At 45.8% G+C, this 12,160-nt stretch carries 9 protein-coding genes, 14 tRNA genes and 1 rRNA gene; all 24 read right to left on the reverse strand.

The window, feature by feature from the left end; genetic code table 11:
* Positions 1-25: 25 nt before the first annotated feature.
* Positions 26-340 (reverse strand): GGDEF domain-containing protein, encoded by a 315-nt coding sequence (locus tag DXD06_RS13825; RefSeq protein WP_117832567.1) that lies wholly within the window; start codon positions 338-340, stop codon positions 26-28.
* 69 nt (positions 341-409) lie between these two features.
* Positions 410-482, reverse strand: a tRNA-Lys gene (locus tag DXD06_RS13830).
* A gap of 21 nt (positions 483-503) precedes the next feature.
* Positions 504-575, reverse strand: a tRNA-Gln gene (locus DXD06_RS13835).
* 25 nt (positions 576-600) lie between these two features.
* Positions 601-674 (reverse strand) — tRNA-His (locus DXD06_RS13840).
* 55 nt (positions 675-729) lie between these two features.
* A tRNA-Arg gene (locus tag DXD06_RS13845) sits at positions 730-803 on the reverse strand.
* Positions 804-830: 27 nt separating this feature from the next.
* Positions 831-901, reverse strand: a tRNA-Gly gene (locus DXD06_RS13850).
* A gap of 6 nt (positions 902-907) precedes the next feature.
* Positions 908-982 (reverse strand) — tRNA-Pro (locus DXD06_RS13855).
* 100 nt (positions 983-1,082) lie between these two features.
* The gene (locus DXD06_RS13860; RefSeq protein WP_117832569.1) at positions 1,083-1,712 is read right to left on the reverse strand and encodes an XTP/dITP diphosphatase; all 630 of its coding nucleotides are present in this window, start codon (positions 1,710-1,712) and stop codon (positions 1,083-1,085) included.
* 1 nt (position 1,713) lies between these two features.
* Positions 1,714-2,766, reverse strand: a complete 1,053-nt coding sequence (locus DXD06_RS13865; RefSeq protein WP_117832571.1) for an N-acetylmuramoyl-L-alanine amidase family protein — start codon at positions 2,764-2,766, stop codon at positions 1,714-1,716.
* Between the two features lies 1 nt (position 2,767).
* Positions 2,768-4,471 (reverse strand): lectin like domain-containing protein, encoded by a 1,704-nt coding sequence (locus DXD06_RS13870; protein ID WP_117832573.1) that lies wholly within the window; start codon positions 4,469-4,471, stop codon positions 2,768-2,770.
* Positions 4,472-4,474: 3 nt separating this feature from the next.
* Positions 4,475-5,659 (reverse strand): THUMP domain-containing class I SAM-dependent RNA methyltransferase, encoded by a 1,185-nt coding sequence (locus DXD06_RS13875; protein ID WP_117832575.1) that lies wholly within the window; start codon positions 5,657-5,659, stop codon positions 4,475-4,477.
* Positions 5,660-5,709: 50 nt separating this feature from the next.
* Complete coding sequence (locus DXD06_RS13880) at positions 5,710-6,039, reverse strand: rhodanese-like domain-containing protein (RefSeq protein WP_022046809.1); 330 nt, start codon at positions 6,037-6,039, stop codon at positions 5,710-5,712.
* Positions 6,040-6,145: 106 nt separating this feature from the next.
* A complete protein-coding gene (locus DXD06_RS13885; RefSeq protein ID WP_022046808.1) occupies positions 6,146-6,340 on the reverse strand; it encodes a hypothetical protein in 195 nt (64 codons plus the stop codon).
* A 261-nt stretch (positions 6,341-6,601) separates the two neighbouring features.
* The gene (locus DXD06_RS13890; RefSeq protein WP_147343638.1) at positions 6,602-6,943 is read right to left on the reverse strand and encodes a hypothetical protein; all 342 of its coding nucleotides are present in this window, start codon (positions 6,941-6,943) and stop codon (positions 6,602-6,604) included.
* A 107-nt stretch (positions 6,944-7,050) separates the two neighbouring features.
* On the reverse strand, positions 7,051-8,166 hold the full coding sequence (gene pdxR, locus DXD06_RS13895; protein WP_022046806.1) for a MocR-like pyridoxine biosynthesis transcription factor PdxR: 1,116 nt from the start codon (positions 8,164-8,166) through the stop codon (positions 7,051-7,053).
* A 92-nt stretch (positions 8,167-8,258) separates the two neighbouring features.
* A tRNA-Arg gene (locus tag DXD06_RS13900) sits at positions 8,259-8,332 on the reverse strand.
* Between the two features lie 32 nt (positions 8,333-8,364).
* Positions 8,365-8,448 (reverse strand) — tRNA-Leu (locus tag DXD06_RS13905).
* Positions 8,449-8,453: 5 nt separating this feature from the next.
* A tRNA-Val gene (locus tag DXD06_RS13910) sits at positions 8,454-8,526 on the reverse strand.
* A gap of 29 nt (positions 8,527-8,555) precedes the next feature.
* Positions 8,556-8,629: transfer RNA gene (locus DXD06_RS13915), tRNA-Asp, on the reverse strand.
* A 50-nt stretch (positions 8,630-8,679) separates the two neighbouring features.
* Positions 8,680-8,753: transfer RNA gene (locus DXD06_RS13920), tRNA-Ile, on the reverse strand.
* 11 nt (positions 8,754-8,764) lie between these two features.
* Positions 8,765-8,837: transfer RNA gene (locus DXD06_RS13925), tRNA-Thr, on the reverse strand.
* Positions 8,838-8,883: 46 nt separating this feature from the next.
* A tRNA-Glu gene (locus DXD06_RS13930) sits at positions 8,884-8,955 on the reverse strand.
* Positions 8,956-8,994: 39 nt separating this feature from the next.
* Positions 8,995-9,066: transfer RNA gene (locus tag DXD06_RS13935), tRNA-Asn, on the reverse strand.
* 53 nt (positions 9,067-9,119) lie between these two features.
* Positions 9,120-12,007: ribosomal RNA gene (locus DXD06_RS13940) — 23S ribosomal RNA — on the reverse strand.
* Between the last annotated feature and the right edge of the window lie 153 nt (positions 12,008-12,160).

The following is a 12,160-nucleotide window of genomic DNA, read 5'->3' on the forward strand; positions in this document are numbered from 1 at the left end:
GAGTCCATTTCGCTGCAGTACATCACTACACGGTTTCCAGTTGTAACTGTTCCACAGCCTCGCGGATTTCCTGCGCATGTTCCTCAAATCTCCGCTCATTCTGTTTCATGATGACGATAAACTCTTCCCCTCCCCAGCGAACCAGAATCTCGTCCTCGCATAATCTGGACCTCACAGCTTCCGATACCGCAACTAATACTTCATCTCCAGCCGAATGTCCATACATATCATTAATACGCTTAAACTTGTCCAGATCATACATTGCAATCGCAATATCCACAAACAGCAGCCCATGTCCTATAACCTCATATGGAAGTGGTGCTGCAATGCCAAATGCCATAAAAATAAACAGTTTGTATACTTCTTAGCACAAAAAAAGACCTATAGCAAACCACTATAGATCTTTCAGTGAGACACGGGGGATTCGAACCCCCGACAACTTGATTAAAAGTCAAGTGCTCTACCAACTGAGCTAGTATCCCATAATTTAATTTTTAAGCAAGCTGGGCTAGTTGGATTCGAACCAACGAATGCAGGAATCAAAATCCTGTGCCTTACCGCTTGGCGATAGCCCAACAATGATAGTTGCTACCGCAACAGGGTGGATACAGGGATTCGAACCCTGGGCCTCCAGAGCCACAATCTGGCGCGCTAACCAACTGCGCTATACCCACCATAGAGATGTTATCGTACCATTTAGAGCGCTAACATCGCTCGCAGGAACGCGCATGTGCTCGAAGGGATTCGAACCCCCGACCCACGGCTTAGAAGGCCGTTGCTCTATCCAGCTGAGCTACGAACACTCATCAATATCGCTTTCGCAATATCAGAGCGGGTGATGGGAATCGAACCCACGTATCCAGCTTGGAAGGCTGGTGTTCTACCATTGAACTACACCCGCATGTAGTCGGGGTGACAGGATTCGAACCTGCGACCTCCTGGTCCCAAACCAGGCGCTCTAGCCAAGCTGAGCCACACCCCGAAGGCTATGTTGTTGCGTCCGTGTTGTTTGTGTCTCATCCGTGACGCAAGATAGATTATAGTATAGCCTGGCAATAAAGTCAACAACTTTTTTGAATTTTTCAAATATTTTTTTCAATTTCATCAATAAGCCCCAGAAACTCGGCTTTTTTCAATAATTCTTTCATCGCACGCAATGCCTTACCTCTGTGACTGATCGCATTCTTCTGTTCTGGAGAAATCGCTGCCGATGAGCATCCGTATTCATCCAGATAAAAAATCGGATCATACCCAAAGCCGTTTTCCCCTTCCGGTTCCCAGCCGATATATCCTTCCATCGTCTGACGGGTCACCAGTTCCCTTCCATCCGGAAGGACAGCCGCAATCGCACAGACAAAGCGTGCGGTACGTTTTTCTTTCGGTACGCCATCCAGACGGTCAATCAGATTTTTGTTTTTCACATCGTAAGAAGTATCCTCTCCCATATAACGGGCAGAATATACGCCCGGCTCTTTATTCAGTGCATCGATTTCCAGTCCGGAATCATCCGCCAGAACAATCGCATCCGTATGTGCAGCCACCGCCCGTGCTTTGATCTTTGCATTTTCCTCGAAAGTAGTTCCATCTTCCACAATATCCACCCTGATGCCGGCTTCCTTCATGGATACAATATGTACATCACAATCCGCCATAATCTCACGGATCTCACGCATTTTATCCTTGTTTCCCGTTGCAAAAATAATCTCTGTCAATTTAATATCCCTCCTGAAATGCTTCATTGATTGCGTTATAAATACCCTCAGCTGCCTTTTTCTGATAACTTGTACTGTTCAGCAGATCCAGTTCCTTATAATTTGTCATAAATCCTACTTCAATCAGTGCCACCGGCACCTCGCTTGTGCGGATAATATAGATACTGTCTCCTTTTAGCAGCCCCCGGTTCTCACTGCCCGTCGTATCCACGACATTTTTCAGGCAGATCTCCGCCAGCTTCTTACTCGACAGCTTTGCGTCATCCGATTCACTGTACATTACCTGGGTTCCCTTCACTTTGGTAAAGTTTCCGGTTGCATCCGAATTGTTATGTACGCTGATAAACAGATCTGCATTTGCCTTATTTGCCAGCTGAACCCTCTGATCCAGCGTCGGATTCGTATCCGATGTACGTGTATAGTACACCCTGATCCTGCGTTTATCCTCATCAAACAGTTTTTTCAACTGCTGCACGATCGCCAGATTAAGGCTTTTTTCAGAAATTCCAAGTTTTACGGCACCTGCTGCGTGGCTTCCGTGTCCGGCATCCACCACAATGACTTTATCATAGATATCGTGCGGATCAATAAAATCAAGGTAAAGGCTTCCCTTTTTGAACCGGTTTTTCAGTTCATACACCTGATCCAGCTGAAGTGCGATCACGCCCTCTTCCTTATCCTTATAATAAGCCATGGATGCTATATGATCACTGCTTCCCTTGATGGCATACTGCTCGAAATAATCATCCACACCGCCCGCAAATTTGATATAAATGGTCTGCGTCACATAATCATTTTCAATTTCTACATCTGCTTTTGAAATTCCCTCCGGTAGAGCAATCTTAAGCTGCGCGTTCAGATCCTTTGACTGCTCCACCACCGCTTTCGGATTCGCCGTTGTAGCGATCAGATTTCCTCCGCCGACTTCCTTTTGCTGCTCGGCTGCCAGAACAGCCCGTTCATGTATATCCGGGAAAAAGAAAACCGACACGCAGACAATCACCGTCAGGATTCCCGACAGTACTGTCACCCACTTTAAAACGATTTCGTCCATCTTAATCCCTCGTAAATGCTTTAATGCAAAGATTGCAATCCTTTTTCTCTTTTACGTTTACAAAGTTTTTTCCATTTAAACTGATATAACCCTCTCCGTCATCCAGATCCACTCCCTGTAAAATTTTCTCTCCGGTATCATATTCGATTGCCATCGGATGTTTGGTTCCGGGTGTTTTCAGGTATACCAGCACGGCATAACGTTCCCCTTTTTTCAGAGAAACCTTTGTATCAAAATCAACGGTGTAATATCCCGCTTTCTGTAACGTTCCGGATGCAAGCTGTTCTCTCTGCGCAAAAGACTTCTCATTTTCAAAATCGTGCACCACATAAACTTCGTACTGTGTATTTGCACCGGTCGCATAAAAGGAAGCAGCAGACAATGTTTCGGCCCCTTTTGCCTCAAACACATTCGCCCCGTAAATCTGGTCACTGTCATATCCTAATTTTCCAACCCAGCCGCACAGATCACTCTGATAGATGTGATCATAATTATGTACATCATCTACCCGCGTATATGCCACATTATGCGTACCAATATTCGTATCGTAGTAGGACACATAGAAAATTCCGTTTTCTCCAAATCCATCTCCCCAGCTGTTCTGGCAGATAAACGCACCGTCTCCCTCCAGCGGAGTATTGAAATTGGATCTCGAATAATTGTCATCCCATCCAATGATCACTACATCATGATTCGGTTTTTCCGTACCAATATAACAGTACGCACTTGTATTCTGATTATAATACGCCGAACTTCCCTGTGAACTTCTTATGGTACTGTAAAGGGAAGACTCCACACCGCCATATTTAAATACCGCTTCTTTTATTCCTTCGTAATCTTTACCATCAATAACCTGCATTTCCTGCACATGACGCACTGCTTTCAGCGAATCATCCGTCATCCCGTCCCCATACGGATCATCCTTCTCATAGACCGGTCCCTGCCATGCTGCCAGATAAGCCATTCCCATGGTATATTCTCCACCATCATACTGATTGGCATGAAAAGAATTGCTCATACTCATATGGTCCACGGAAAAATTAACTTTTTCCTCCGGTCGCAGGGAAGACTCCAAGGCACTGGTTGCGGCAAACGCCCAGCACGTACCATAGGAACCCTGATTGTATATCGTTGATACCCGGTCACGCTCCCTTAAATCATAAGAAGCCGGAACAATCGCAGAAGTATCTTTATCGGATGCCGTAATTGTATTACTTGCGATATCGAAACTGCAACTATAACCTAACAGGTTGGACAGATCTTCCAGACTGACAATCAGCTGGCCTCTGACTTCCTTTAAAGCGGATGAAATATCTACTTCATCCCCATTTAAATACGCCTTTTTCTGACCCACATCCATCGATACAGACTGACTGTGTTTTTCCACCAGAAGACGTTTTTTATCGTACACATGTGCACTGCAATTCAGCGCATCCCGCAACATGCTGACAGGAACCATAATATTGCGGTTTTTGTCCATGTAAAATTTCGATTTACTGTTATTGTAAGTCTGGTTATCGATTACGGCATGAATGGTCTGCCCGTTGACTTCCTTTGCCACCATCGGATTCCATACCTGTGTATCCAGTTCTCCTCCGCGGAACCGTCCCACCTGTGCATTGTCCACGCCCAGAATCTGAAATTTTAAAATAAAAACCAGCGCCAGCACAATTGTAAACGCAATATACCGTTTCGAGTATTTCATATATTACTGCTGTTCCTTCCTTTCGATCGTTTTCTCTGCTGCTTCTCTGCGTTTCGACGGTTTTGGCCCCATAAACTGATAAAAATAGGTTTTTATCATACCATTATAAATCTTTCTGTTTTTATCTGCCTTTCTTCCTATATAACGCTCCGCATCCTCATAACTGGTAATCATATACAGTGACCAGCTGTCAAGTCCTGCATAAGCCTGTCCGATCTGCGTATACAGCTCCGGAAGATCCTCTTTCTCCTCGAGGCGCTCTCCATACGGCGGATTTGTAATGACAAACCCATATTTTTTCGGATGATGCAGATCCGCAACCGCTCTCTGCTGAAAATGAATCAGATGATCCACGCCCGCACGCTTTGCATTCTCTCTGGCTGCTTTCACCACTTCCGCATCGATATCATATCCCTGAATATCTACCTGGATATCTGCATCCATAAGATCCTGTGCCTCTTCTACCGTGTCATACCACAACTGTTTCGGAATCAGATTTTTCCATTGCTCTGCGGTAAATTGCCGGTTCATTCCCGGTGCAATATTTGCTGCAATCATGGCTGCCTCAATCGGGAACGTTCCACTTCCACAAAACGGATCTACCAGAATACGGTCCTTTTTCCACGGTGTCAGCATAATCAGTGCTGCCGCCAGCGTCTCCGTCAGCGGAGCCTTGCTGGTCATCAGACGATAGCCTCTCTTGTGCAGGGAATCCCCGGAAGTATCCAGTGTAACCATTACCTCATCCTTTAACAGGAAAATGCGTACCGGATAAGGTGCTCCATCCTCCGGAAACCAGTTCAGCCGGTAGACATTCTTCAGACGCTCTACCATCGCCTTTTTTGCAATTGACTGAATATCCGACGGACTGAACAGTTTACTTTTAATAGAAGATGCCTTTTTTACCCAGAATTTTCCATCCTTTGGAATATAGTCTTCCCAAGGCAGAGCTTTTATCCCCTCAAACAGTTCATCAAATGTTGTTGCCCTAAAACGTCCTACCTGCAACAGCACTCTTTCTGCACTGCGAAGGAATATATTTGCACGGCATATGGCTTCCGCATCTCCCGCAAATGTCACTCTGCCATCTTCTACTCTTGTAATTTCATATCCTAAATCATAAATTTCTCTTTTTGTTACCGCCTCGAGTCCAAAATGACACGGTACAACCAATTCATATGTATCCATAAATGTTCTCTTTTCTACTATAATGTATTGCATGGTCTGCAGTTCTATTGTTACATATTCTCACGATTTTTAAAATAGTTTTTCGAAATTTTTTTCATCGCCTCATAACCACCAACCACACTTGCCACATGATACCCCTGTTCCCCAAGCATACGCGCCATCTGCATGCTTCCTCCCCCATGGTCGCAGTACAAAATCAGCTTGCGGTTTTTCGGCAGACGGGCAGTTCCTCGTTCCAGCTGATCATACGGATAGCTGACGGCTCCCGGCCAGTGTTCGCTCTCATACTCTTTCCTGTCACGGATATCAATTACCAGTGCCCTGCTCTCCCTTTGTTTTGCCCTCAGCTGCGATGCGTAAATCAGTTCAAAATCTTTCACAATATCCTCCAGAATATGCCGTTTTCATTAAAAAACAGATTACACGCTGTCCTTCGTGTAATCTGTTTTTTATTATATTATGCAATTTTATGCATTTTGTTTCTGCCTAGCGCATATTATCAGATGCGGAATCAGACACATCTCCTGCCTTATCTGATACCCTGTCTTCCGTCTTGTCAGATGTCTTATTCACAGATTTATTGGATGTTCTGTTTTCAGACTTGTTGGAATAACAATCAGAGACACGATTGCTCCCACTGCGATTTGTTGCACTGTTTGTTCCTGTACTGTTTTTTGACATACTTTTTCCTCCTTTAACGTTTCCCCAAAAACTGCATGGTTCAACGAATACAATTATTTAGTACAGGAATAGTTTCTCAACTTTTCGAGAAAATATTCATTATTTGATTGCAATCCATACCGCAATCCATTATAATAACTTTTGAAAAGAAGTTTTTTCTTCTTTTCAATGTTATACCTCTTATTAATTATTTATACTCCCCTCAAAAGAGCCGGTCAGACGACCGGCTCTTTTACCTTCTTCATATGCTTTTATTTATATTTATGCATTCATTTCCCGTTTTGCAGCTGCACCAAAGACTGCTTTTGACAGCGGGAACTTATAAAACAGCTTCATAAGTCCATACTGTATCACTCCTCCGGTCAGAACCAGTACAATATCTGCCACAATAGCCACCAGTGGATGAATGAATCCCTTTGGGATAAAAAAATGCAGTCCGATTTCCAAAAGCATTCCGGCTCCAAACATAAAAATGTACATAACAATCATCGATACCACAAAAAATTTATAACATACCCCGGTAAAAAGTAAAATCACAAATGCCCACATACCGGTCATAAGAAGTTTTACTCCCTGATCCGCAAAATTTTTTCCGGAAATCATGCAGGAAATCACCTGCAGAAAAATGCTCCAGCCAAACATAATCAAAATTTGTCTACACATCTTCTACAGCAAGAAGTGTCTGCAGCATATGCATATATTTGTCAACCCTATACTTCCATTTTATGATTTTGTTTTCTCCGTACCCGGCTCAGATGCTGTTCAAAATATCCTTTATTGATAAATTCTGCCAGCGCATACTGTTCCAATACCGGTACGGTACAGGAAAATCCGCCGGAAGTTTTTTTGTAACGTTCCATCAGTCTCTCCGGCAAAATCATATATCCCATACGAATGGACGGTGACAAACTTTTAGAAAATGTATTGATATATATGACCGAACTGCTGTCATCCAGCATAAACAATGTCTCTACCGGCTTACCAGGCATGAAGAACTCACTGTCAAAATCATCTTCCACAATAAAATGATGTTTTTCTCTTGCCCATTCAAGATATTCGTATCGCTTCCCTATGGTTGCCGTAACCCCGGACGGAAAACTGTGAAACGGTGTCACGTGCAGCACATCCGCCCTTGTCTGTGCCAGCACATCACTCCTGATTCCATCTTCCCCCATAGGCAGCATTTCACAGACCGCACCCGTTCCCTCATAGACTTTCCGGATCTGATGATAGGACGGATCTTCAATTCCATAAATCTTATCCGCTCCAAGAATACGCACAACCGTACCATACAGATGTTCCGCTCCCGATCCGATAATGATCTGTTCCGGCTGTGCAAATAATCCACGATAACGCAGCAGATAGGATGCAATACTGTTTCGCAGAATCGCACAGCCCTCATTTGGTGAACGATACAGCAATTCTTCTCCATATTCTGTAATAACACTTCGCACGGTCTTAAAATACAGGGAATATGGAAAGCTGGAAAGTGCTGCATTCTGCAATCGTCCATCTTCGATTTCTTCCGGTATCTCGGGAAGCATATGCAGTTGCTGATTCTGCTCTTTCATTTCTCCGATTACATGTATTTCACATACATAATATCCACTGCGTTCTCTCGGTTCTATATACCCTTCATCTTTTAACATCTGATACGCATTCTCTACCGTGATCAGACTGATTCCGAGGTGTTCCGCCAGACTTCTCTTGGATGGAAGTTTTTCTCCTTTTTTCAGTTTTCCGCGCTCAATATCCCGCCGGATCATTTTATATATATAATAATATTTCGGTTCATCATTTCTCTGTTCCAGATTGTAAGTAAGCATATTCTTCTCCCGTCATTTTCTTTTATATTTGAACTTTTACGTGCTGGAATACTAAAAAAGGAGTAAGACTTACGTCTTGCTCCTTCTTCATACGTGCGCGAGAGGATTCGAACCCCCGACACCTTGGTCCGTAGCCAAGTGCTCTATCCAGCTGAGCTACGCACACATATTTACTTAACACTATAAATCATAGTGTAATGCCGGCGACCGGAATCGAACCGGTACTGTGTCACCACAACAGGATTTTAAGTCCTGCGCGTCTGCCAGTTCCGCCACGCCGGCATGAATGGGACCTACAGGGCTCGAACCTGTGACCCTCTGCTTGTAAGGCAGATGCTCTCCCAGCTGAGCTAAGATCCCATGCCGTAATTGTAAAACAATTACTAAAACGACCCAGACGGGACTCGAACCCGTGACCTCCGCCGTGACAGGGCGGCGCTCTAACCAACTGAGCCACTAGGCCAGATCGTTGAACATTATAACATATATTATCGAGTATTTCAAGTAAAAAAATGGACCATCGGGGACTCGAACCCAGGACCGACCGGTTATGAGCCGGTTGCTCTAACCAACTGAGCTAATGGTCCAAAAAAGAAAAAGCCGATGATCGGACTCGAACCGATAACCTGCTGATTACAAATCAGCTGCTCTGCCAATTGAGCCACATCGGCGAATAAGCTCTTTTGATGCTCAGCTGAGTATCAGCTTTACAGTCAGTGACTCCAACGGGAATCGAACCCGTGTTACCGCCGTGAAAGGGCGATGTCTTAACCGCTTGACCATGGAGCCATATTTATCTCTTACATAAGAACATCTTACATAAAATAACTCCCCGAGTAGGGCTCGAACCTACAACAACTCGGTTAACAGCCGAGTGCTCTACCATTGAGCTATCGAGGATTATCAATTGAAAGTATATACTTTCAAAACTTCATACAGATTTAACCGCTTTTTTAATCAAGCCCTCGACCTATTAGTAACAGTCAGCTCCATGTGTTGCCACACTTCCACCTCTGCCCTATCTACCTTGTAGTCTTCAAGGGGTCTTACTCCCGAAGGAGGGATATCTCATCTTGAGGGGGGCTTCACGCTTAGATGCCTTCAGCGTTTATCCCTTCCAGACTTGGCTACTCTGCCATGCCGTTGGTCGACAACAGATACACCAGTGGTCCGTCCATCCCGGTCCTCTCGTACTAAGGACAGCTCCTCTCAAATATCCTCCGCCCGCGCCGGATAGGGACCGAACTGTCTCACGACGTTCTGAACCCAGCTCGCGTACCGCTTTAATGGGCGAACAGCCCAACCCTTGGGACCTGCTACAGCCCCAGGATGCGATGAGCCGACATCGAGGTGCCAAACCACTCCGTCGATGTGAACTCTTGGGAGTGATAAGCCTGTTATCCCCAGGGTAGCTTTTATCCGTTGAGCGATGGCAATCCCACTTTATACCACCGGATCACTAAGTCCTACTTTCGTACCTGCTCCACCCGTCGGTGTCGCAGTCAAGCTCCCTTCTGCCTTTGCACTCTTCAAATGGTTTCCGACCATTCTGAGGGAACCTTTGAGCGCCTCCGATACCCTTTCGGAGGCGACCGCCCCAGTCAAACTCCCCGCCTGACATTGTCCCACTGCCGGGTCACGGCAGCTGGTTAGAAACCCAGTACTACAGGGGTGGTATCCCAACAGCGACTCCCTACAGACTGGCGTCCATAGTTCTCAGTCTCCCACCTATCCTGTACGTGCAGTACCGAATCCCAGTATCAAACTGGAGTAAAGCTCCATGGGGTCTTTCCGTCCTGGCGCGGGTAACCAGCATCTTCACTGGTACTTCAATTTCACCGGATGCATTGTCGAGACAGTGCTCAAATCATTACGCCTTTCGTGCGGGTCGGAACTTACCCGACAAGGAATTTCGCTACCTTAGGACCGTTATAGTTACGGCCGCCGTTTACTGGGGCTTAAATTCAAAGCTTCGCTTGCGCTAACCTCTCCTCTTAACCTTCCAGCACCGGGCAGGCGTCAGCCCATATACTTCACCTTTCGGTTTCGCATAGACCTGTGTTTTTGCTAAACAGTTGCTTGAGCCTATTCTCTGCGGCCCACCATTCAGTGGGCACCCCTTCTCCCGAAGTTACGGGGTCATTTTGCCGAATTCCTTAACAATGCTTCTTCCGTCGGCCTTAGGATTCTCTCCTCATCCACCTGTGTCGGTTTACGGTACGGGCACATATAAAACAATAGCGGCTTTTCTCGGCACATGGCTCACATACTTCACTACTAAATTTCGCTCCACATCACGTCTTCGGCTTATATGACGGATTTGCCTGTCACACACCTACCCCGCTTGTACCGGTCTTTCCATTCCCGGCTTATGCTTTCCACATGCGTCCCCACAGTTCTGTTTATATGCGGTACAGGAATCTAAACCTGTTGTCCATCGGATACGTCTTGCGACCTCTCCTTAGGCCCCGACTTACCCAGAGCAGATCAGCTTTACTCTGGAAACCTTAGATATTCGGCCGGAAGGATTCCCACCTTCCTCTCGCTACTCATTCCGGCATTCTCTCTTCTTATCCCTCCACTGCTCCTTACCGGTACAGCTTCGTCGGTTTTAAGAATGCTCCTCTACCACTCCTTACGGAGTCCACGGCTTCGGTGTTGTGTTTCAGCCCCGGACATTTTCGGCGCAGGGACTCTCGACTAGTGAGCTGTTACGCACTCTTTGAATGTATGGCTGCTTCTGAGCCAACATCCTAGTTGTCTTCGAATTCCCACATCCTTTTCCACTTAACACACACTTTGGGACCTTAGCCGGTGGTCTGGGCTCTTTCCCTTTTGACCGCCCAACTTATCTCGTGCAGTCTGACTCCCGTTCATCATCTACATGGCATTCGGAGTTTGATATTCTTTGGTAAGCTTTGACGCCCCCGCGGAAATTCAGTGCTCTACCTCCATAAGACTAAAACGAGGCTAGCCCTAAAGCTATTTCGAGGAGAACCAGCTATCTCCGGGTTCGATTGGAATTTCTCCCCTATCCACACCTCATGCCCACCCTTTTCAACGGATGTGGCTTCGGACCTCCAATGCCTTTTACGGCATCTTCATCCTGGACATGGATAGATCACCCGGTTTCGGGTCTACTCGTACTGACTTATCGCCCAGTTAAGACTCGCTGTCGCTTCGGCTCCGTGCCTTAAGCACTTAACCTTGCCAGTACGCGTAACTCGCCGGACCGTTCTACAAAAAGTACGCGGTTGATCATATAAAGACCTTCCACAGATTGTAAACACAGGGTTTCAGGTTCTCTTTCACTCCCCTCCCGGGGTCCTTTTCACCTTTCCTTCACAGTACTATGCGCTATCGGTCACTAAGTAGTATTTAGGCTTACGGGGTGGTCCCCGCGTATTCCATCAAGGTTTCACGTGTCTCGATGTACTCTGGATACCGCCTTGTCAGTTTTCCTTTCGCTTACGGGGCTTTCACCCTCTCCGGCAGGCTTTCCCAAAACCTTTCTGCTAGAATCACTGAATCAATTATGCGGTCCGAACCCCGCTGTGCACGCACAACGGTTTGGCCTCTTTCCATTTCGCTCGCCGCTACTCTGGAAATCGATGTTTCTTTCTCTTCCTCCGGCTACTTAGATGTTTCAGTTCACCGGGTTCCCTTCCATACGTTATGGATTGGCGTATGGATGGCTGGAGTCCTTCCAGCCGGGTTTCCCCATTCAGACATCTGCGGATCAAAGATTATTTGCATCTCCCCGCAGCTTTTCGCAGCTTATCACGTCTTTCTTCGGCTCTTAGTGCCAAGGCATCCACCCTGCGCTCTTTTTTGCTTGATTATTCAATCCTCGTTATCATAGCGTTGATAACTTTCGTAACCAACTTCTGGTCAGTTACTTATTATTCATTAAAGAACTTTACGGTTATTACGATGTCTTGATCAAATAGATATTTAATCATCTTATCATTCTGTATGAAGTTTTCAAAGTACA

Source organism: Roseburia sp. TF10-5, assembly GCF_003462365.1.
In the GTDB taxonomy this organism is placed as follows: Bacteria; Bacillota; Clostridia; order Lachnospirales; family Lachnospiraceae; genus Roseburia; species Roseburia faecis.

Bases quoted from the DNA above. Each gene is read 5' to 3' on its own strand.
- DXD06_RS13870 (WP_117832573.1), bottom strand. From the start codon at position 4,471: ATGAAATACTCGAAACGGTATATTGCGTTTACAATTGTGCTGGCGCTG.
- DXD06_RS13875 (WP_117832575.1), bottom strand. From the start codon at position 5,659: ATGGATACATATGAATTGGTTGTACCGTGTCATTTTGGACTCGAGGCG.
- DXD06_RS13885 (WP_022046808.1), bottom strand. From the start codon at position 6,340: ATGTCAAAAAACAGTACAGGAACAAACAGTGCAACAAATCGCAGTGGG.
- DXD06_RS13865 (WP_117832571.1), bottom strand. From the start codon at position 2,766: ATGGACGAAATCGTTTTAAAGTGGGTGACAGTACTGTCGGGAATCCTG.
- DXD06_RS13890 (WP_147343638.1), bottom strand. From the start codon at position 6,943: ATGATTTCCGGAAAAAATTTTGCGGATCAGGGAGTAAAACTTCTTATG.
- DXD06_RS13825 (WP_117832567.1), bottom strand. From the start codon at position 340: ATGGCATTTGGCATTGCAGCACCACTTCCATATGAGGTTATAGGACAT.
- pdxR (WP_022046806.1), bottom strand. From the start codon at position 8,166: ATGCTTACTTACAATCTGGAACAGAGAAATGATGAACCGAAATATTAT.